This window comes from Armatimonadota bacterium (assembly GCA_016125185.1).
In the GTDB taxonomy this organism is placed as follows: Bacteria; Armatimonadota; Fimbriimonadia; order Fimbriimonadales; family Fimbriimonadaceae; genus Fimbriimonas.
The window spans coordinates 283,888-305,236 of the sequence record WGMG01000004.1 but is presented as its reverse complement, the minus strand read 5'-3'; the positions used below and the strand labels follow the sequence as shown (position 1 = coordinate 305,236).

Sequence of the window (21,349 nt, the reverse complement as noted above, 5' to 3'; positions counted from 1 at the left end):
ATTAGTTTTCAAAGAACACCCCCGAGTGCATGCCCACTCGCATGTACTCCGCCAGAGCGCTGTCGAGGTTGGCCAGCTTGAGTTGCTGGACTTGACGATTAAAGGCCCCCATTTCGCACCCGTTCGAGCCTCCGCTCATGATCTCGTCGGCACAGCCGAGCGACAGTTGCCGATAGGCCGGATGCCCAAGCGTCGCCGAGTTGTACGTCGGAGCGATGCGGCCGCGGAGGTCGGCTTCGGGAATATCCAGATGCGTCTCGATCGCGTATCCCGGTTGACACCGGAAGGCGCGCGGGGTCGTGCTTCCCTTGGGGAAATAGGAGTACCGCACACAGCCTTCCTGGGTGCGGGCGCAGGTCAGCATGCCATCGAAAATACAGTCGCTGGCTTGCAGAGTGCGAACATCGGTTTTGCCAATGAAGGTGCAGGCGGTGAAGGAACACGGTGTATCGCTAGCGGCGAATGCGCCATCGATGATCGAATCGGAAATCGTCGCGGCGGCGATGGTCGGCGTGATTGTCATGCCTTTGCTCACCACCCGCTGAACCTCTAGTTCTAGATTGCGATTCTTGACCCCGCCAGATTGGATCGCCAAAGAAATCGAGCCTGCGGCAAAGGTGCAGTCTTCGATGTCGAGGCCGCCCAGGTTGCCACCCTTGACCGTCGCCCGCCCGTTGACCAAGAATCCGCTCATGCCGATTCGACCCGGCTCCGAACTGGTTCCAGGGGCGGTGCCGGTGATCTCGATATCGCCGACCAACGCGGGCCGGACGTCTGTCGCCGAGATCAGCGCGTAGTCGCGCGGACCATTGGGCAACACCGTTGGCGCAGGCCACTTCGCAGCCAGGATCAGTAGGTGGGTCCCCTCGTGCGCCTTGATCGCCAGCGGCGAGGTGAGCGTGTAAGTGTCGCTGTCCAGCACCACGATGAGGCCGTCGCGCTTAGTCGTATCGGCATTCCAATCCGCGACCGCTTGGTCCAGCGTGGTGCTGAGCCCCTGCTGACCGATCAGGCTCGGGTCGGTGGAAACCACCCGGTACCAACTTGGCGTGTCCGGCATCATGTCGGCCACCGCAGCCCCGCGGTCGTACGGCCCGCCACCGATGTCGGATGAGAAGCCGTAGCTCCAATCCACCATGATCTGCTTGGGGTGGCCAGTCGATATTTGGTACTTGATGCGCCCGTTCTTGGGATCGACGCCAATGTCGTAACTGGCCGGGATGCTCTGCCAGGTCTCCAGGTTGCAGATGAGAATTCGATCGGCGGTGACAGTCGGCTGTTGAAATTCGCCGACGGCGAACACCGGTTGCGAATCGAAGTAGATCGAGGTGTAGTCCTGACCCGCCGCCAACGCCGCGCGTAGGTTTTCGATGTCGGTGTGCACCGGATAGCGGCGAAGCGCGGTCGGCACCGAAATCTCGGTGGTAGGACCCTCGTTCGATTCGTCCGGCTCGGGGAAGTTAAACATCGGAATGTCTCGTCCAAGCGGATCCATGAAGTATTCGCCCGGGTTCGGACCGTTCGCCGCCCGAACCTGGGTCAGCGGGTATGAGTTCAGCCGCCACAGCCCGATGGCGATGTTCGGCACGTTGTATTTGCCGCGCTCGACTTCGATATTGCGGACCTCGACGGTGTGGCAGGCGCGACCCAGCGAGGTATCCAGCAACTCCAGCGGATCAGGGTCGCGCAGGTCGATCCAGTGCGCCTGGTCGCGGATATGGTCGAGGTGCTGAGTCCATTCGAGCTGTTCGAACATCTCGACCGCCGCCGCACCGTAGCCGGTGACGTCGCGCGAAAGGCGGCGCAGGACCGAGAGCGTCCCTTTTCGACGTCGATAGCCGAGGGTGTTCGCCACCCACGCCCGCATGGAACTGGTCGATGACGTCACGGTATGCAGGCCGCGAACCCCGAGCAGGTCGCCGATGTAAGGCACCACCCACTCCTCGCACGTTTCGATGAAGAGGTCGTCGTATAGTTGCTGGATGTTCTGGTTCAGGTCCTCAGCCGGTCCGGCAAGGACTCCCAGCAGGGCCTTCAGCGGACCGTCGACGCCGTCCCGTTCGTAGTAGACCTCCGGCAGAAGGCGCATCAGCGATTCGGCGTCATATTTCACGGCTTAACTCCTCGATCGTAATTTGGTCTTCGTCCACCACCAGCATCGAGGCCGGTCGTAATACTCCGCTATCAACCTTGGCAAAGTCGGCGGGCAACGGGTCGATGGGCGTGGTGGTCGGGTCACTGATCCGCGCCAGTTGGGTCACGACCGCGGCTTCTACACCCGCCACGCTCTGCACGGATTTCAATATCTCGGAGGCGCTTACCGACAGTCCAAACTGCATCTTGTCGAACCCAAAGTCGGACGTGAGTTGGGTCTTCACCGCCTCGAAAACCGTATCCTGGTCGTACTCCTCTTTGGCCAAAACCTGAAGCGTTACCCGGAAGGCGTAGACTTCGCCATTCATGATCGTCAGCGGCGTATGGATATCGCGCACCGAGTCGATACTGCCCCGAAGCGTATCCAGGTCCACCGACGACCCGTCGGCTCCCAATACAGACAAGAAAACCGTCGGTATCTGCCCAAGCCACACGTCCTGAACGAGCGCTTTGTACACGCTTGGGAAGCGGAACGCAAAGTCTTGGAAGTCCTGCAACGAGACGATCCGGCCCAAGGTCAAGATGGTGGACGGGATGGTCTGCTGGGCATCCGCGATGTCTTCAGCGTCCGATCCGCCGCTGGCTGCTAGCGGGTTAACCACCGACTTCATGCCTAGCGGCCGTGTCTGCATCAGCGAAAGCTGGCCAGCCCGGACGTTGCCCGCCACCCCCGCGCCTTGGCGGTAGTACGCCACTACGTTTTCGATGCCAGTTGGGAGTCGCGAGCCATGCTTTCCGTCGCCAAAATCGATGGTCGTGGCTTGCTTGGAATCCTGCCGGGCGTCGTACACGCGGTCCGTCGGCTCGGCGTCCGTGAACTGGTCCACCTGCGACCAAAGCAAGCCGTCCACCCGAACGCTCAGCGTGGTTTCGTACCCACTCTCGGTGGCGGCGGCTAGGTACGTCACCGGTCCGCCGCGAAGGGTGAACGACTGGAACGTCTTGGCCCCATTGCCACTGCCGAGCGTCTCGACCTTCGATTCGCCGTGGCTGGCAAGAACCGCGTTTCCGTAAACCTTGGTGCTGGCCCGATCAAAGGGCGTCGTCAAGGTTTGATCAATGGAGAACTGAAGTGGCGAGGTCGAAGCTGCCGTTTGATCGGCGGCGATGGTCACCGCTTCGCCCACTGTCGGGTCGGTGTCGAGCGGCGATTGATAGGCAAACTGCGAGGTCGAAAGCGCAGGCAGGGTGAGGGTCGTGCCGTCATCCTGGAACACCGTAAACGCCAGCTTGCCCCCGCCGCCATCGGCGACGGTATCGACGCGGAGCGAGTTTCCCGCTGCGATGACGGTCTCCAGCGTGCGCGAAGTGGCCGGTACAGTCACGGCATTCACTGGCGCGATACGCGAAGCCTTGCCCACAATGACGACCGTTCGTCCGACCTCAGGTCGATCTTGTTCCTCTTCGACCTCGATGAGGTCGCCGGTCAGGGGCGTGGTGATGGCGGTTTTGCCCAGGGTCAGCGTCGCTGTTTCGACCAGCACCGACACCGACATCGGCGTCACCGCATCGCTGGCCGTCAGCGACGAACTCAGCGTCACCTGGGTGCTCTTGCCGCTGATGAGGAACTTGGATAGCGAGACCTCACTTACCGAATTGATGGTGCGCACCACAACGCCCGAACTCTTGCGGAAGACGATGCGCGCGGTCGGCAGGACGTCGGTGTACTGCGCATCCAGGTTCACCACATTCGTGGTGATGTTCTGGTCGGCCCAGCCAGAATGCGGGTAAGTCGTTTGCAGCGCCGTACCCAGCGTGTTCCAATCCGCCGCGTTGTAGCCAAACAACGAGCACACCCGGCCCAACACGCCGATGTGCGGACTGTTGAAAACGCTTAGTCCCTGGTCCCACGTGATCTGGGTTTGACGGAGCGTACTGTCAATGGTCAGGGAAAGGATGCGGACGATCTGCACGGACGAGCCGGACTGGAAGAGCAGATTGTCACCGACTTTGCACGTCACCGAGTCGCCATCGAACCATGCCGATGTCTGCCCGCTAAACGTCGTCTGAGCCTCGTATCGTTGAACCTGAAACTCGTTCCAGGCGACATTCGCCTCCACGGATTCCAGCGTCTCGAAGATCTGCGGCAATTCATCCTGGCCTGGCACGCTCTGCACCTTCACACCTTCGTCCACCGATACGGTGGTGGGGGCACCATTGGCGTTGTCTACCGTGAACGCCAAGTAGGTTTTGGCCGCAGTGGCGGGGGCCAGCTTGTAGCCAACCTCTTTGCCCAGTTCGTACACCGACAGGGTTTGGGTGGCCGTGCGCAGGTAGTGCTCGTTGGCGTACCGCTCTTGGTAAAAGGTCAGCACATCGAGCACCGAAGCCCACGCATCGGCCATCGCTACGGCAAAGTCCGTGTCGTCGCGCGTGGTCAGCCCATCCAGTGGCCTCTGGCGCGACATGTCGTACAGCATGTTGGTCTTGAAGGAGTTGTGAGTGCCGATGCGGTACGTGATCTGGGTAAGGCCAGGCAGGTTCGAGAGCGTCGAGGTCGTACCCGATCCGTCGGCGCAACAGTCGCATGGTTTCTCAATCATCAGATGCCTCCCTCATAGATAAAGTCGATGCGCCCCCGCTCCGGGAAATTCACGTCGCCGGTGAGCTGCGCGATCTCGCTCTTGCCGATCGAGAGCCGACCCTGAGCGATCTCGTTGGCTGGGGCCTGTCCCCACCGCTGGAGCTTGGTCAGCCGTACGTGGTCCACGCCGTCCACCGACATCGCCTTGGCGATGATCGGACCCGAGAAAACGTCCTGTCCGAAGGTGAAATTGTCGGGGTGGAAGTAGCCCAAGCTTCCGTCGCTGAGCACTTGACTGCTGAAGGCTCGGCGCAGGCTCTTGTCCACATTCGTGCGGAAGTAGCCGTCCTTGATGCACACGCTCATCTCGATCCACAGCGCGACGCGGATCGGATCGCGAATCTCCAGATCGACGCCCGCCATTCGGTAGTCGTCCAAGAACGCCAGCAGGTCCTTGAGGAACTTGGCATCGGACCGCACGGGCAACCCGCCCTCCCGATCCACCGCGATGAACGCGGTGTACCAACTGCCGGTCCAGCGCAGATCGGCCGACGCGCCCTGCACACCGGGATACCGCAAAGTGATGTCGGCATAGTCGGTTTCGGTGACTGCCCGCATCTGCACCTTGAAGGCATCCGGCGCAAAACGCTTAACGTCACGGGTGTCCTCAGGCGCGGTGCCACCCATGCCGGGGAGCGGATTCCAAACCTTGACGATACCGAGGGGGTCGAACACCACGCGGCACAACACGTCCGCGCCGACGTTGCCATCCACGCCCGAGCCGGTTCGGAACGTCGCGGTGAAGGTATCGCTACTGGTGGGCTCCTTGCCAAAAACCCCGTCCCCGAATCGGAATGTCACTGTTCGGTCGTCCTCCACCTCCAGCACAAACTGGCGATCGAACGCCCCCGAAGCGATCAGGTCGTTCTTGGGTTCCCAAACACCCGCCGACGACGTCAGCGCGATGCTCGGCGACGCCGAAGCCGAGTCTTGGGTCAACGCCGAGGTCGCCGAAAGCTTGAGGGCGGCGCTTGGATCAAAAGCCGTCAGGAAGGTGATGTCCGACGAGAGGATCGTGGGGCGATACACCTCGCCGACGACCGGCGTCGCGGGAATCAGCGATTCGGGAACGAGTGCGGTCTTACCGTGGTCGGCCAAGGCGACATTGCCGCATGCAACCGACACGTCGGAGATCGCCTTCTCATCCACCGTAATGCTGAGGCACAGCGAAAAAGGCAACGCGTCTTCCTTGCTCCACTCGATCTCCAGCACGTCGATGTTCTCGAACAGGTCCTTGCTGTCGGTGACCTTGGTGAGTCGAACCAAGTGCCGGTGGTCTTTTCGCTGATCGCGCCAGTCGTCGGAATACGGGTTGATCTGCTCGTACAACATCAACAGGTCACCCGCGCTGAGTGTCAAACCCGCGCTCTTCACCAAAGTCGCGCTCGTCGCGCCCACGGGCAGACAGCAATCAAAGTCGCTCCAGGTGTGGAAGCTAATCTTGTTCTTAGCCGACGAGAGTTTGACCTCGTGCATCGTCTCGAAGACCACCGTCTCCAGATTGTCGATGCCAGCATAATCGATGGCCGTCAGTTGCGGCCCGACGCCGTTCGCGGCAGTGAGAACCTTGGTGTGGGCGGGCAATGGCTGACCGTCAGCGGTCGAGCCCGCCATTACTTCGATGCAGACCGGCGTGCGGGCATTGCACCCCTCGTGCATGAAGTAATCCAGCAGGCGCGCGTGCTTTTTCACCGATGTTCGCTTGCGCGCGCGGTCAAGGTAGGCCTCAGTGGCAATGGAATCCTGCGCATAGCTGAGGTAGTCGCCGATCACCGCGAGCATTTCCAGCACCACCGTCTGCTGGTCGGCCAAGCTATGCTGTTTCCATCCCGGCATCAGCAGGGTCAGCCGCTCGATGAGCAGGCGCCGGAACGACTGGAAGTCTTTCGCCAGGTAGTCGATCGTCGGTTCGATCTCGCTCTCGTGCGAGCACTCCGTGGTCGTCAAGCAGTCGAAAGGCGAAACGCAGTTGACCTTAAAGCTGAATTCCAGATCGCACAATTGAGGATCGAACCCGGCCGGGAAGCCCAAGCCGTCACGAAGCTGAAGCGTGTAGATGGAGAAGTCGCCCGGTCGATCGACACCCAAGACGATCTGGTTTCCGCTCACGCTGACCTGAGACAGAGTGAAGCCTTTGACCTTCTCGCCACCGGCAATGGTGAAATTGGCGCTGGTGACGGAGGCAGGGATCGGCAGAAGGCAGTTGACGGTGAGCACCGTCTGGTTGGCATCGACCTCGAGAAAATCGATGCCGTTGAGCGTTCCGGCAGCGCGGACGGCTTCCCTTCTCCGATCCTTCCCACAATAATAAACCGCGCTCGTACTCATAGCTAATCTCCCAGCTTGTAGGTTCGTTGGTCAGGTTCGCCGGTACGGCGAACGACGTAGGAAATCGAGATCGTCAGCGTGGAATCCTCGGCAATAACTTCAACCGACCGCACTTCGATCTGCTGACTCAGCCACTGCTGTAGCGACGACTGGATAAGCATTTGGGTGGCCGCCGCCTGCACATCGCCGAGTGGCCCGAATAACGCCTGCCGAATGCCGCATCCGAACGTCGGGCGGTTCAATCGCTCGCCTGGAGCGGTGAACAAAACCTGTTCGATCATCTGGCTGACGTGGTCATTGTATTCGGCCGTTTCGGACCGCCCCTGCGAGCCAGGCTGGAATGGATAGGCGACGTTTTCGAAAGTCATTGTGCGATCACCCGCGGCTGCACCGCTACGATTACCGGAGGGCCTTGCGGCGCAGGGCCGATGCAAAGCCCGGTTGACGATTGAACCAGCGGCGGACGCCCTTCGATCAGCACTCGCGTTGCGCCAACCATCCACTGAACCTTGATGCAGGGCGACGGACTGCCGGTGTTGAATGGACATCCGGCGACCAACCCTTGGTCGGTCAGCAGGATCGGCGGCGTACCCGCCACCAGCACCCGCGTGGAGGTCGGAATGTCCGTGACAGTGCCGCCGTGGGGGCACATGATCGTAGACGCGACGGTGACGATTCCTCCCGGCATTAGGTCACCACCAGCGCGCCCGCATTGACCGTGACGGTGGGGCCGTTCATGGTAATGATTGCCCCCTTGCCGTTCTGAATGATGATGCCGGTGTCGTCCATTTTGATCATGGCCCCGGTCGTAGTTTTGAGCATGATGCCGCCCGCTCCGGGCACGTCGCTGATAAGCAGCGTGTTTTGGAGCACGGTATTGATGCAGAATCCCTGCACACCTGGCGGCGTCAGCGCCAAGGCAGGCACATCGGCGGCGGTCGGGAACCAGCCGCCGGTCCAAATCGGGTAGTCGGGATCGCCGTGCTCGAACTCGACCCACACACTCGCGCCGATCATTGGTACTACGAACATGCCGCTCTGGATGCCCGTAAACGGGAAGCACGGTTCCGCGAAGGTCGTAGGCAGGAGGCTCTTTACATCCGGCACCTGCACTTGGATTCGCCCTCGGTTTTCCGGGTCGATATTGTTGAGAACGAGTCCTCGATATTTGCCAAAGAATGTTTCTGCCATAGTTCTATGCCGGTACCGCCGGGGTGATGGAAATGAGTCCGTTTCGCACGAGAGAGAACTGCTGTTTGAACTCCCCAGGCTTCAAGTTGTGAGTGACGCTCTTGACGTAATACAGCCCGTCGTAAGCCGTGCCCGCTCCACGCACCCCGACAAGGCTTCGCGCCTTGAGGATCGAGCCGTAGCGCAAAACGTCCAAGGTGCCCGAACCTTGCACGGCGTCCGAACTTTCCTTGTCGATCTTCAGCGCTTTTTTCATCGCGCCCTGGATCGACAAATTGGCGACGTCTCGCACAAAGCTGACCTTGAGCTTGGTGGCCGGACGCGCGGCCAAAGGCGGCGCGAGGATCGATAGGCTAGGAATCGGGACCGGAATCGGAATGCCGGTGTGCGGCTCTTGGATCAGCGCGATCTGATTGGTGCCGAGCAGGCCGTCGAAGTTGAAGCTGAGGGATTCGACGTTCGTCTCGGCATCCATGTTGATGTTCAGCGCCTTCTGAATCGGTCCGAATCGAACCTCCGGCCCCCAGTAGGCGATGTTGGTCCCCGGCACCGGCCCAGGTTCGGTGTAGAACACGTAGCCGCTATCCGTCGCCAGCTTCTTGATGAAGTCGAAGTCGGTACCCTTGTGCGTGATGTAGCCCGTCGTCGGAAGCTTGATATCCACGAACGGGTCGGGGATGATAGCGGGAATGATACCGATGGCCGCGTACTTGGCCAGAGCCAGGGCGGCGATGGCGGTAGAAGGCATCGCCGGATAGTCCAGCAAGCCGGTCAAATCGACCAAAGCCATGAGCAGGCTGATGTCCTCGCCGGTCACCGTGACCGTCGATCCCCCCGGAACGTTGCTCGGCACCACGTCTTGCCGGGTGATGATGCCGTCCGACAGCACCGTCGGTAGACCGTTGACGGTCGCCACGAGGATAACCCGATTGCCAGGATCGAAGTAGCCCGCCGGAATCATCGCACTCGAAATCGTCGACTTCTTGCTAAAGTGGAATTGAAGCTGGAATCCCGACCGGTCGGTGGCGCTCACCGTCACCTGCGCGCTCACAAGGGCGTCCACCACATTCTTTGGCACCGGTAACGGCACCAGCGGACCGATCAGCAGAGACAGATTCAGCCCCTTAAGCATCCGAGTCCTCCGCCGTTTCGACCCCTTCGGGCAGGGTGATGCGCACGCGTGAGCCCACAACTTCGGTCAGTTCGGTTGGGAATACGACCGTGTTCGCATCGGCGAGTTGCCAGAACAATTCGGGATCGCCGTACACGTCGTTGGCCAGCAGATCGGGCCGGTCGCCCTGTTCCACGACGTAATAGCCGATGGCCGAGAACTTTTCGGGCCCAGAAATGAACCGTCGGTCCACGTAGTTCACCTGCCGACCATCGGGCAACGTCGTCGTGAGGATCGGCGTGTTCAGATAGCGGCTATTGGAGGCGAACTTGGACTGGCTCATATGATTTTCCCTATTCCGAGCTTCGACAGCTCACCGGAGGCGGTGGCGGCCATCTGCTCCTTGTTCAGGTGGTAGGCGCGGAAGATCGACGCCGCGAGCGAATCGTACGGCACGTCGTTAACGGTGAGGATGCGAAGCGAGAGCGAAACTCGCGCCCGAATCGGGTTCAGATTCTGGTCGAACGCCTCTTCGGTAATCGCAAATTCGGTGATACGAACCGGCACCACGCGATTCTTGCTCCACACAAATACCGCTAGGTCGGACTCGACGGGAAAGATCTCCAGCGTGCCTGCCGACGCCATCGAGTTCGTATTGGCCATGCTCGCGGTGGTCGGGTTCACAATCATTTCCAGGGCCGCAAGGTCCCCGGCAAGGCCATTGGCTATCTTGGTCGGATTATCGTCTGGCTTCTCCATGTAGTCGGCGGCGTCGAGTTCGGCTTCCAGCTTGATCGTTTCGATGGCCGGTCCCTTCAGGCGAAGCGTTTCTAGCCGGTCGCCCGAGTCGGCCCCGACGCCTTGCGGCACCAGTGTGCGCGTCAGCGAGTCGGGGTTGTACTGAAGCACGATCACTCGCTTCTGCTTTCCGGTGGTCGAATCGACGAGGACGATCCCGCCGCGAATCAGCGAAGGCGCATTGGTGAAGCTCATAGGGCACCTACCTTGGTTAGCATCGAATTCATCAGTCCTTTCACGTCGATATTGGGTTTGATCACCTGGATGTCGCTTAGCGACGGGAACTTGAAGGCTTCGTTGGATGCGTAATGGATCGGGAACTTGGCCCCCATCTCCATGTCTGAAGGAAGCGTGAAGCTGGCGAGTTGGTAACCCTTGTGGTACTTGTACGACACACCCAAAGCCCCTGCCTCTGCCTCAATGTTGGCTTCCAGCCCGAAGTCGAGGACCGGCTTTCCGATCAGAGCGACGGTGCTATCGAGCGTAAATCGCCCCTCCTTGTACTCGATATCCAGGTCCGCCGTCAGCGCCGCGTCGAGCCCCGCCCGAGCCGTCGCTGTGATACCACCGCTCACCGAAGCGATGCCTGCCGAAACCGCAAGCGCTCCGCGAATGCTCGCCGAAACGCCTGCTCCGGCAGGAATGTACAGTTGCCCCCCGCCTTTAAGGTCGAACTTGGGGTCGTCATCGAACGGGTTGAACGCCGCCGAAAGATGCAGGTTGCGAATCTGCCCAGGTCCCACGCCATAGTCGAACCCGAGACCACCTTCGATTCGGAACACTAAGCCGATCGACACCGGACCGACACTGATGCCAGCGATGGGAATATCGGTGCGGATCGAGAACAGATTGATGTTGTTTCCGATGCGGGAGAAAAGTTGGATCGGCTTCGGGAAAGTCAGTTCGCCGGTCAGCCGAACGTTCTGCTTTTCGTCCACCTCGATGCCCACACTGGCGACGAGGTTATCGGTGATTTTGTATGAAATCTTTCCGTCGGCGGTGATGTTGCCGTTGCGGGTGTAGTGGGCGTTGATCGTGCCCGTCATCCGCCCCTTGTTCATGTTCAGCGTGCCGTCGCCGGTGACCACGCCATCGTCGTATTTGACGTGAACCTTGCCCTCCAGACCCTTAAAACCGAACGTCGTGTCGCCTTCGGCGGTCAGCTTTTCGTTGGCGTAGCGGAACGACAAATGCACTGGACGCAACGGACTGAAAGTCAGCGTCGCCCCGCCGGTGAAAACCCATGTTCCATTGACCAGATTCGCGTTGAGGTTGACCGGGTTGCCTTTGACGTCCATCACGACCCCGCCCGCAACCTGCACGCCTTTTTCGCTGAAGCTCACCACCAGCGTGCTGCTCTTCACCATCGGAATGCGAATCTGCGAAGTGGAGATCGTGATTTGGCCAAACCAGGCGCCATTTTTGTAGGTGACGTCGCCTTCGGCTTGGTCGATCTGAGGGATGTTGACGATCAGCTTTCCGGTCGCCATGAAGCCGTTCGTTGGGTCAGCAGAAAGGGTCAGGCTGGTCGTGGCGATTGGTTTGGCCGTGCTACCAAAGGCGATCGAAAGGTTGCCGCTCGCACCCAGAGTCGGCAAAAGGTCGGCGGTCAGGCTGGCGTCCGTGATGGTGCCGATCCCGAACAGCTTTGTGCCCACCATACCGCTCTTAAGGACAGCCGAGAGTTTGTCTGGAGCGAGCGTGAGGTCTAGCGTCTTGCCCTTCAACAGCGGGATCGACGGCTTGAGTGTTCCGGTACCGGTAAGCACACCCTCTTCGTCGGGGGTGACGTTTAGTGAGCCTTCGCTGAGGTACGGGTAGTGGAACGCGACCTTGGATGGCGACTTCTTCGCCTTGATCATGCGCGTCTCGGCGGCACTGCCCGCCTCGACTCCGGCTTGGCCGGGAGTGACGGTTCCGGTCGGAGCCGCCGGAGCAGGACCCGAAGCGGGAGCAGGTGGCGTCGCGCCGCTGACGGTTACTGGTGCGGCAAGACTGGGAGAACCGGCCACCGAATCAAACTGGAAAGGCGTCTGACTCGAAATCGTCACCGGGATGCGGGTTTGGCTGGTGCGATTACCCAGCTTGTTCGGGTCGATCTCAGCGTTAATCTTGTCGGTGCCTGAGCTCGTTGCCGCCCGCGTGTATTTGGTGAGAATGAAGCCAGGCACCAACAACATCACGCCGCGATTCTCCAGCACTGTGGTGTTCGTAAGGTCTGTAACCGGATTACCCTTGTTGAGGTATGCCGACGCCGACTGGACGCCTGCGTACAGCAGCACCTGAGTTCGGTTGGCCGTAACGGCTGTGCCCGTCCCTGCGGTCGGATTCTTGCCCGTCAGCAGAGCCATCTCGACCCCCAGACAGCTTAGTTGACCAGTCGACAGGGTTAGCTGCGGCGCAGCGCCAACCTTCTGGATCGACTTGAACTGTAGCGAGATGGTCGGCGGAGTCGGCGAGCCAAGCGCGCTGACGATATCCGTGGCCTTCTGCTTCAAAAACGAGTTGATGTCCCGACCGCTTTCGATGTTCGGATCGGGGTCTAAAACCTGAATGTTCGATGGGTTACCCGCGCCGCCCACCTGAAGCTCCTGGATATGGTCCATGTGGCACGTCACTTTGTCGAACCGCACCGGCTTAAACGGTGAGATGAGCGGGCCGCCACTCAGCTTCTGCCAGTTGGATGGCCCAGTGACCGACGTCCACGAATACTTCTGGAGCCATGCCTTGCGCAGCATGTCCGAGTCATCGCGGCCTTGCTTCAACGCCGTGCTTCCGCCCGTGCCCGACGTGTTCATCACCGCGATCAACTGCCCCGCCTGCGCCAACTGCTCGTATAGCTTCACCGCCACCTCGCCCTTGTTTTGATTGAGCGGGAAGTCATCCAATACGAAGATTCGATTGGCAGCCGAGTTTCCGATGATCGCCTTGACTCCCGCCGCCACGAGGGCTGCGCAGTCGGCTCCGGCGGGCACGTTGGTGAGGGTGCAAGGACCTGAAGACGTGGACGCTGTCGGTGTGGCAGGCGTGGGGCTAGGCGTCGGCGTGGTTGGCACCACTGCGGGCGGAGTCGGGGTTGGCGTCACCGTCGTCGAGGTCGTGTTGGGCGTTGCCCGCGAGACGACCGGCGTGTTCACCTTCGAGAGCGCCGGTGCGGCAAAGCCCGACGTCACCGCTTCGGCGGCGCGATCCGCCTCGATCTCTAGCGGCGAGTTGGACGGAGAAACCGAGAGGTCACTATAGCTCTTGGTCTGCAATCCGCCCTGCTGGATCGTGTGGGCCAGCTCGTGCGCCAACAGCCGCGAGCCGCCCGCGCTGGTCGGGCTGTACTGGCCGTGATCAAAAACAATGTTGTTCCCGACCGTGTACGCCTGGGCGTTCAACGAGCGAGCCGACTCCGCCGCCCGCGAGTCGGTATGAACCCGGACCGCCCCCAGGCTGGTGCCAAATCGCGACTCCATCGACGACCGAGTGCCCGCGTCCAAAGGCTGACCAACGCCACCCAAAACCGAACCGACCGACGACGGGATCGAGGCCACTGAGCCCGCCCCTTTGCGCTGAATCTTGCCCTTTTCTTTCTGCTTCTTTTCGCACTCGGCGCACATCCCAGAAGGGCCAACCGTCCCTCCGCACGCGCACTTGCGCTGAATCATCGGTCGTGGCACCTTCGTCAAGCTCGCAGCGGGGGTCGCCGTGGCGGTTGCAGGAGCTTTATCGGCCATCGACCACCTCCAAACAAGCCGCCGAAATGGCGTCGGCCAAGGACAGCCGCCGGTCCACGGAAACCACCCGAGAGGACTCTGCTCGCGAGGGCTGGTCTTGCCCATCCAGTCCTCGGGTGGCCAATTCCTTCTTGAGTGCCTCTTCGACTCGTCGGCGAAGCTCCAGCGGCGATACGTTGCCGTCGGCGTGGACCACGATGCGGTCGATGTGCAGGTTTACCATCCGTCCCCCGATAGCTCGTGCTCCGGCACTGGTCGGTCGTGCTTGGCGAATTCGGCCCGTGCGGCGATGGCGATTTGCCCCATCGTCACCGGCGTTCCCTCGGCTGCGGCTCGAAAAGCGGCATTGATGGCGATGCTTCGGATGTTGCCACCGGTCAGGTTCAGCTTGGCCAGTGCGTCGTAGTCCAGCTCGGTCATCGGCACTCGCTCCGGGAAGGCGCGCTCCCACATCGCCCGGCGCTGGGCGTACTCGGGAAAGGCGAAATGGGCCACAAACCGGATGCGGCGCATGAAGGCCTGATCCAGCGACTGGCGCATATTGGTGGTGAGGATGACCAGCCCTCGGTACGACTCCGTCAGTTGAAGCAGGTAGCTCACCTCCATGTTGGCGTACCGGTCGTGGCTGTCCCGCACCTCGCTTCGCTGACCGAACACCGCGTCCGCTTCGTCGAACACCAGCACGGCTCCCGCGCCCTCGGCGGCCTGGAACACCCGGCGCAGATTCTTCTCGGTTTCGCCGATGTACTTGCTTACCAACTGGCTGAGGTCGATGACGTACAGGTCCAGATTCAACTCGCCCGCGATGACCTCTGCCGCGAGGGTCTTTCCCGTGCCGCTGGGACCTGCGAACAGCGCGCTGATGCCAAGCCCGCGCACGTTTCGCTCACCGAATCCCCACTCGCCATAGACCCGACTTCGGTTGCGCACATGGGAGGCGATATCGGTCAAAACCGCCTTCGTGTCGTCGGCGACCACGAGGTCCGCCCACCGCATCTGCGACTGAATCCGGTGGGCGATCTGATCCAACCGGCGACGTGTCGCGGCTCGGCAACCATCCCACAGGGCGGCCTTCACATCCGGGGCCCCACCCGCCAAGTCAGCGATGCCCTGAATCTGATCAGGGTTTAGCCGGAACGTCTCGGAAAGAATTTCCAACTCACCCAGCAGAGGTCCAGCCTTATCGCCCAGAGCCCGCGCCCAGAGGTCGGTCACTTCGGCAGTCGGCGCGGGATCAAGATAGGTATCGACCGTGTCCGGCAAGTCCACCCGCTCCGACGTAGCCAGGTAAAGCGGGAAATTGGCCCGCGCCGCCAGTTTGGTCACGGCGGGCAGGTTCGCTTCTGGGTTGGTGACCAGTAGCGCGCCGGTCGTCAGCAATGCTTCCCGGGCCCAAACGTCGGCAAACTCTTCGATCGGCTCGGGCAGGTTCACGGCATCCACGCGGAAGGGTTGAAGACCGATGCACTGGCACGCCTCGACGAAGCATCGCTCCGCGTTTTGTCCCACGATCTGCATGGTTCGCGCCCGATGCCCAACCCATGCCATCGTCACATCGCGCAGGCGCAAAGCCATCGCCGAGGCGGGCGTATCGACCGGCTCGCATCGAGTGATGAACGGAAGCGACGGCTCCAAAATGTCCAGCCCAAGCAGGAAGTGCAAGAGCCGCTCCGAGATGCGGATTCGGTTCCGCACCAACGAGAGTCCACCCTCAACTTCGATCAGCCGGAGCTTTCGAAGTACGCCCGCCGGGGAGACGGCCACCCACGACGGATTGGGTAACGCTGCCATCGCCAGGCCGAACGTCGGGAACGTCAGCAATGGATCGCCCTGACACGCGGCACACAGGTCGCCGAAGCGGGGCAACGTCTCCATCGCTGCGCACAGAAGCACAAGTTCCGCCTCGAAATCGGTCAAGCGGAACGACTCGCACAATTGATGGAAGGCGCTTGGCGCAGGCATCCGCTCGGTAGCCGCAACCAGCCGACGATCCAAAACCGCGATGTCTTCAGCCAGCAGATTCTCGTCCGTGCCCGCCATCAGGGCCAGCCGGAACCGCACGCGCTCCAGCGCGATTTCGATGAACTCCTGGTTCGCTTGTTGCCACTGTGCGCTCGAGATCATGTCACCGTCACCTTGGGCCCATCGTAGGAGGTTCCATTGAACGAAAGCGGCGTGTCGACGCCGTCGATTCGGACCCGGTACAGGTAGTCGCCCGCCTCGACGCCAAGCGAGACAAAGTTCAAAGAACCGGTAGCCGCGCTTCGTGGAGTAGCAGGCAGAAGGTACGACCACGGCTTGCCCGCCGAGGGCGGAGTCAGTCGGTTGAGCACCAGCGCCGCCGTCTGCGCCAATTCGACATTCGGCGTCAACGTCACGTCAAATTGGGCGGGAGTTGGGCCCGCCGCGGGTGTGAACGAGATGGTATTGACGGCCGGGAAAAGCTGAACCGTCGCCACATTGGAGTTCGCGCCGACGTGCCCCGCGCCAAACGGGCTCGGCTTTTGGACCACGACCGTCGCCGGTCCCGACAGCAATCCGCCCCCCAGGGATACCGTTACCGAACTCGAAGTCGAGTTCGCCAAATCCACCGTTGCATCGACCCCGCCAACCTGGTACACAAAGTTGTCGCCAAGTAGGTTGATGCCGGTCAGCACGATCTTGGTGCCTGCGGCAACCGAAGCCATCGGCGGGTCGATCGAGTCGATCCGTACGTCCGACATCACCGTCACATCGCCCACCACTTTCAGAATCGGGAGCGATGCCTCGGTGGAAATATCCGATTCCAACAGCACTACGGACGCGTAGTAAATGCTGGTCAGAGCGTACGGCTTTTGGAAGAAAACCGACCAAATCTTGGATAGATCGTCCAGCGTCATTTTCGCCGGCGTCAGCTTCACGTTCTCAAATTGGTCGGCCAAATCGCTCTTCTTGAGCGCGTGGGTGCCTGGCAACGCCGAGATCAACGACCGAATCGTGTCCTTGCCAATCTCCGGGTTGGTGTGAATGTGGCGCAGGACGCTGGCCTGCACGCGTTGCGGCTCCCACTTCGAGTCGTCGCCGTGGAATGTGAACATGTAGGTCAGGTCGAACGCCCCCACCGGACGAGCGACGCGGGTGGCATCCGCCGACATCGTCGGCAAGAACGGGTCCGACATCGGCCCGTTATAAGTCGCCTGAAGCAGATAGATGTTGACCCCAGGCGCGGGCAACGGCGACGCGCCGGTGCCGTCTGGTCGCGTGTTGGTCGCGGTCGCCGACGACACGTCCGACCCCACCACCTGGTTCAACCGTTGCTGAAGCACGAAGCTGACCGTCGCGAATGCCAGTTGATTGCTCATCGGTTGCCTCCGCTGCGCTCACGCAAATAATCGTCCAACGAAATCGCCCGTTTCGGTGCTGGTTCGGAGGCAGGCGTCGTGCGCGAAGACGGGGCGTTTGACCGCACTTCGATGCGGCCAATGCTGATGTTGACCACCGACTCGGGCGCTGGTGCCGGTATGGTCGCCGCCTCCATTTCGGCCCGAACCTCGGTCCGTAACCGCTCGATTCGGTCCGCGTGGCGGATTTCACGCTCCGCCGTCCGCTCGATCTGGGTCTGTGTTTCCCGGCTCAGCCGTTCCAGCCGCTGAGTTTGAATGTGGATGCGCTCCACCGTTTCTCGGTTCGCTTCCCGCAACAGTTCGCGCAGGGTCTCCCGATGGCGAACCTCTGGTCCCGGTGCCGTCTCACGAATCACGGTCTCGCCCGGCTCCCGATTGACGACTTCCCTCTCAAGGTTCGTCGTGGCTTCCGTTTGCAAGTGCGACTCGGAATGAGTCCGCTGAATTTCGACTCGCTCAGATTCGCTCTTAATGATGTGGTCACGCTCGATCTGCCGCTCGACGATCCGGTCGCCCGGACGCCCAGTCTCGCTGTCATCCTCAACGAATTCCTCCGCGTCCGGCGTATCCGGTTCATCGCGGAAGAAGAAGGCCGTTGAAGAAAGTATTTGAGCCAGGCCCAGAGCGCGCGTTGCGATGTCGCGGAAGTATCGGCTCATGCCTTCACCATGTCCAGATATGACCGCCGCCGGGCCGGGCTCAATGCGAGCACCGCATCCTCCGTCCAGCCGTACGCCCGAGCGAGGGCATCCACCTGGCCGAGGATTCCCCGAGCGTGGATCGAAAGCTCTCGGTAGACAATCGCCGTCACATCGAACTGAGCTCGCCACTCGGTACTGCACGTTGGACATTGCAGATTCACACCGGCCGTCGCCAGTGGGTCCAAAGCGTCGAGCGCGTCCTCTACCGCGGCCCAAATCGTGTTCGGAACTTCTTCAACCTCGACCGGGACCCCTTCATACTCAGCCATCAGTGTGCACCGCTTGCGCAGCGCCAGTTCGGCTACCTCCACTTCATCGAACCGCAACAGATAGGCCACGTCCAAGCTGTTCGCCGGACGGGCCAAGACTCGGTAGCCGTCCATCGCCACCTCGACCGTCTGATCCTCGGATGTCGGCGTCGGCAGTTGGTCCTCCGAGAATTCGACCTCTGCCGGCTCACCACATTCCGGGCAAGCCGACATGAGTTCAAATCGCCGCCCGAACAACCGCGACCGCAGGTCCAGCACATGGCCAGCCACCCGCCCCAGAGACGCGCCGCTCTCGACCGGCCCCTCGAATGAGGCCAGCACCAGGGAACGCTCCACCGGCGACTTACCGGCAGACCGTTCCCATAGGTCGAGCAAAGCGGCTTCCTTCATACGCGCGAATCGGCGTCGATTACAGGCTGAGGGTCGGCTCAGACGGTTCCACTACATCCGTATCCATCTCGAATCCTTCGTTTTCGATCTTGATCGACTCGATGGCGATGGCATTGGCGTTCGCATCCAAATCGGGAAGCGCGTGGTACTCCGAAACCCAACAGCGAAGCAGTTTGTAGGCGATGACCTTTTGGCCCGCTTCGTTGTAAACCTCAATGGTGATATCCTTGCGAAAATCGGCCAGCGACGACTCTGCGCCGGGGCCTCCCCCAAAGTTCCACACCTTGGCCGCCCATTGCTGGAACGCCCGGTCGTGGGTCACGCCCCGCTCAAGGGTCACCGCCTCAAATTCGGTTCGCCCAGGGCTCTTTCGGCTGGTACTGGGGTCCCCGCCAGAGCGGTGCTTCACCACTTCCGTCGTGCGCTTCAGCATCGAACATTTGCTGACGCCAGCGACGAAATTTCCATCCCACTTGATTCGGAATTTGAAGTTCTTATAGGGGTCGAACCTCTTCTGATTTACCGTAAATTCTGCCATGGCTTAAACCTGCACATCTCCAATCATTTGCTTGAACCGCAGCACAATAAATTCGGCGGCCTTAAGGGGTTTGAATCCGACCTCGACGTTCATCACCCCGTTGTTGATATCCGTCTGGGTGGTCGTCGTCGAGTCGCATTTCACGTAGTACGCGTCCTTCGGAGTCGATCCGGCAAACATGCCTTTGCGGAACTGATCGCGCATGAACGCGCCGATGCTGAGGCGAATCTGAGACCAAGTCACCTCCTCGTTGGGTTGGTGGACGGCCCACTCCATCGAGCGGGTGATGCTCTGCTCCAAGAAGAGGGCGACTCTGCGAACTTGAACCTGCTTGTAGTCCGAAACTACGCGATCATCGCCCGCCAACGTGCGGCAGCCAAAAACGACCCGTCCGGTGGGAATCTTGATCCGTAGACCATTGACCGCAATCGGATTGAGCAGACCCTGCTCACCGTTCGTCATGTTGTAGGCCAGGTCGGGAACGTTGTTGAACACCGCATGAAGCCCCGCTGGAGCGACCCAGACGCCTCTTTCGGAGTCCGTTCGAGCAAAGACACCGGCGACCGCGCCAACGACCGAGAAATTCTCGGACATGTTGTTCTTAAACGGGTTCGGTTGCTTCAGCCTCGGCCAGAACACCGCCGCATGGTCTGATCGCGTGCCGAGTTGGTCGGTTGCATTGTTCATGCCTTCCACCACGCCGGCCGAACTGCTACCGTTGGGCATCGTCCACGCCGACGGCGCATCGAGAATCAGGAACGCAAACCGCTGGACGCAATAGTCCGCGGCCACGCTGACCAGCGATACATCCACATCCTGGTTGGGCACCGAACTGGTTGCCTTGTATGGCGGGATGCAGAGGATGTTGAAAATATCGACCTGCTCGAAGGCGTATAAACCCTTCTTGTCGCGTTGCGCGTTGGCCGGGAGGAAGGTCGACATGTCCAAGTCCGAACCGTCGCTAGCGACCCGCTCCGTCACGTAGCCAGCCTGGGCCGTGGCGATCGCGCTAAGGCGAGTGGTGCGCGTCGATTCCGAGATGGAACCGTCGTTCTTCGTAATACTGGTCAGACTCTCGCAGAGCGACAGCTTGTCGGTAAGACCAGCGGTAGGAACCGTAGCGGCATCAACCGTCGCCGCGTTCGATTGAACCCGAATCAATGCCGACTGGTTAGCCAGAACCGTGATCACTGAGTTGACATGGGTCGAATTCATAACCAGGTTCGAATAGGACTCCGAAACGCCGGAAACCGGGTCCAACACGGTCATGTTGAAAGCCTTGTTCTGGACCACACCCAATAGGGCGAGCGAAGCGGCCGAGACGTTGTTGTCAATCGTGATTCGAATACCCTCTGCCCATCGGCCTTCGTTCGCTGCCTGGAAGATGACGGAGTACTCGGTCAAGGTCGTGAAGTCCGCCGGGACAGAGGTGATGGTCGTGAAGAGCTTGAGAGGAACGATGGTCGTTCCTGATCCCTTGTACAGTCGGACACACACACATTCCGACCCGCCATTGAGGAAGAAATCCCGAACGGCAAAGCTCATCGAGCTAAACGAAGCGAGCCCGCCGAAAAAGCGCTCGAAATCGGCGAAGCTGGTGATCAAAGTGGCGAGATTTGTTTGGCCCTTAGCTGCTCGCCCAATGAAGGCCGCCCTAGACGTAGGTGCGCCAACAATGGTCGCCAAGCCGCTGGGGACTTCCACAGGATAAACACCAGGATAAGTTAGAGTCGGCATGCAATCTCCATGTACTTCGCGAAGTACTCAAATTGAATAAATTGCCCCCAAAACATGCCCATTAGCATGTCATCAAAGAAAGATACATATTTGGTCGCGAAGTAGTCGGGATTATATGCCTGAGACCCCGGCCAAACCAAGTAATTTAACGAGGGTGTGGAAAACTTTAATGGCCCAGATTCAGGCTAGAAGATGGCCTATTCGCACGGGAAAATAAACTCAAGCGTTTAAGTTTTGACCCTCAAACTTCATCACAAATCTTAGTTGCGTCCGTCCCTGAAAAAGCCCTTTTGTCCTCGAAATCGTTAGGACCTTTTCCCTAACCATCTGGGAAAAAACTTAGCGAGAAGCGATGGCCCGAGTGCCCACAATTTCCGTGATTTCAAAATATCACCTTTCCGAATAGCAGAGCCCACGGATCAGGTAAACGTTCTCTCGACTAA

17 protein-coding genes are annotated in these 21,349 nt (G+C 60.4%); all 17 read right to left on the bottom strand.

The features are described from left to right. Nucleotide 1: 1 nt before the first annotated feature. The 17 genes from GC165_06865 to GC165_06785 are packed head-to-tail and all read right to left on the bottom strand — an operon-like array spanning nucleotide 2 to nucleotide 20,906. Entirely contained in the window at nucleotides 2-2,113 is a 2,112-nt protein-coding gene (locus tag GC165_06865; protein MBI1332585.1) for a hypothetical protein, read from the bottom strand. Beyond that, nucleotides 2,103-4,697, bottom strand: coding sequence for a putative baseplate assembly protein (locus tag GC165_06860; GenBank protein MBI1332584.1), 2,595 nt, complete (start codon nucleotides 4,695-4,697; stop codon nucleotides 2,103-2,105). Before GC165_06860 ends, GC165_06865 begins: the two co-directional genes overlap by 11 nt. Then, nucleotides 4,697-7,066 (bottom strand): putative baseplate assembly protein, encoded by a 2,370-nt coding sequence (locus tag GC165_06855; GenBank protein MBI1332583.1) that lies wholly within the window; start codon nucleotides 7,064-7,066, stop codon nucleotides 4,697-4,699. The genes GC165_06860 and GC165_06855 overlap by 1 nt, the downstream gene beginning before the upstream one ends. Before the next feature lie 2 nt (nucleotides 7,067-7,068). Next, nucleotides 7,069-7,434 carry a hypothetical protein gene (locus GC165_06850; protein MBI1332582.1) on the bottom strand — a complete coding sequence of 122 codons (366 nt, stop codon included), beginning with the start codon at nucleotides 7,432-7,434 and terminating at the stop codon, nucleotides 7,069-7,071. Next, nucleotides 7,431-7,754: a hypothetical protein gene (locus GC165_06845; GenBank protein MBI1332581.1), complete on the bottom strand. Its 324-nt coding sequence runs from the start codon at nucleotides 7,752-7,754 to the stop codon at nucleotides 7,431-7,433. Before GC165_06845 ends, GC165_06850 begins: the two co-directional genes overlap by 4 nt. Next, complete coding sequence (locus GC165_06840) at nucleotides 7,754-8,257, bottom strand: baseplate assembly protein (GenBank protein ID MBI1332580.1); 504 nt, start codon at nucleotides 8,255-8,257, stop codon at nucleotides 7,754-7,756. Before GC165_06840 ends, GC165_06845 begins: the two co-directional genes overlap by 1 nt. Before the next feature lie 4 nt (nucleotides 8,258-8,261). After that, nucleotides 8,262-9,389, bottom strand: a complete 1,128-nt coding sequence (locus tag GC165_06835) for a hypothetical protein (protein MBI1332579.1) — start codon at nucleotides 9,387-9,389, stop codon at nucleotides 8,262-8,264. Beyond that, nucleotides 9,382-9,675: a LysM domain-containing protein gene (locus GC165_06830; protein ID MBI1332578.1), complete on the bottom strand. Its 294-nt coding sequence runs from the start codon at nucleotides 9,673-9,675 to the stop codon at nucleotides 9,382-9,384. Before GC165_06830 ends, GC165_06835 begins: the two co-directional genes overlap by 8 nt. Before the next feature lie 32 nt (nucleotides 9,676-9,707). After that, nucleotides 9,708-10,361 carry a hypothetical protein gene (locus tag GC165_06825; GenBank protein MBI1332577.1) on the bottom strand — a complete coding sequence of 218 codons (654 nt, stop codon included), beginning with the start codon at nucleotides 10,359-10,361 and terminating at the stop codon, nucleotides 9,708-9,710. Further along, a complete protein-coding gene (locus GC165_06820) occupies nucleotides 10,358-13,888 on the bottom strand; it encodes a DUF4157 domain-containing protein (protein ID MBI1332576.1) in 3,531 nt (1,176 codons plus the stop codon). Before GC165_06820 ends, GC165_06825 begins: the two co-directional genes overlap by 4 nt. Next, nucleotides 13,878-14,111 (bottom strand): hypothetical protein, encoded by a 234-nt coding sequence (locus GC165_06815; GenBank protein MBI1332575.1) that lies wholly within the window; start codon nucleotides 14,109-14,111, stop codon nucleotides 13,878-13,880. Before GC165_06815 ends, GC165_06820 begins: the two co-directional genes overlap by 11 nt. Continuing rightward, nucleotides 14,105-16,012, bottom strand: a complete 1,908-nt coding sequence (locus GC165_06810; protein ID MBI1332574.1) for an AAA family ATPase — start codon at nucleotides 16,010-16,012, stop codon at nucleotides 14,105-14,107. The genes GC165_06815 and GC165_06810 overlap by 7 nt, the downstream gene beginning before the upstream one ends. Next, on the bottom strand, nucleotides 16,009-17,229 hold the full coding sequence (locus GC165_06805) for a DUF4255 domain-containing protein (protein ID MBI1332573.1): 1,221 nt from the start codon (nucleotides 17,227-17,229) through the stop codon (nucleotides 16,009-16,011). Before GC165_06805 ends, GC165_06810 begins: the two co-directional genes overlap by 4 nt. Then, nucleotides 17,226-17,930 (bottom strand): hypothetical protein, encoded by a 705-nt coding sequence (locus tag GC165_06800; GenBank protein ID MBI1332572.1) that lies wholly within the window; start codon nucleotides 17,928-17,930, stop codon nucleotides 17,226-17,228. Before GC165_06800 ends, GC165_06805 begins: the two co-directional genes overlap by 4 nt. Next, nucleotides 17,927-18,631 carry a hypothetical protein gene (locus GC165_06795; GenBank protein MBI1332571.1) on the bottom strand — a complete coding sequence of 235 codons (705 nt, stop codon included), beginning with the start codon at nucleotides 18,629-18,631 and terminating at the stop codon, nucleotides 17,927-17,929. Before GC165_06795 ends, GC165_06800 begins: the two co-directional genes overlap by 4 nt. A gap of 19 nt (nucleotides 18,632-18,650) precedes the next feature. Further along, nucleotides 18,651-19,169 carry a phage tail protein gene (locus GC165_06790; protein MBI1332570.1) on the bottom strand — a complete coding sequence of 173 codons (519 nt, stop codon included), beginning with the start codon at nucleotides 19,167-19,169 and terminating at the stop codon, nucleotides 18,651-18,653. A gap of 3 nt (nucleotides 19,170-19,172) precedes the next feature. Beyond that, nucleotides 19,173-20,906, bottom strand: a complete 1,734-nt coding sequence (locus tag GC165_06785; protein MBI1332569.1) for a phage tail sheath family protein — start codon at nucleotides 20,904-20,906, stop codon at nucleotides 19,173-19,175. Nucleotides 20,907-21,349 lie beyond the last annotated feature (443 nt).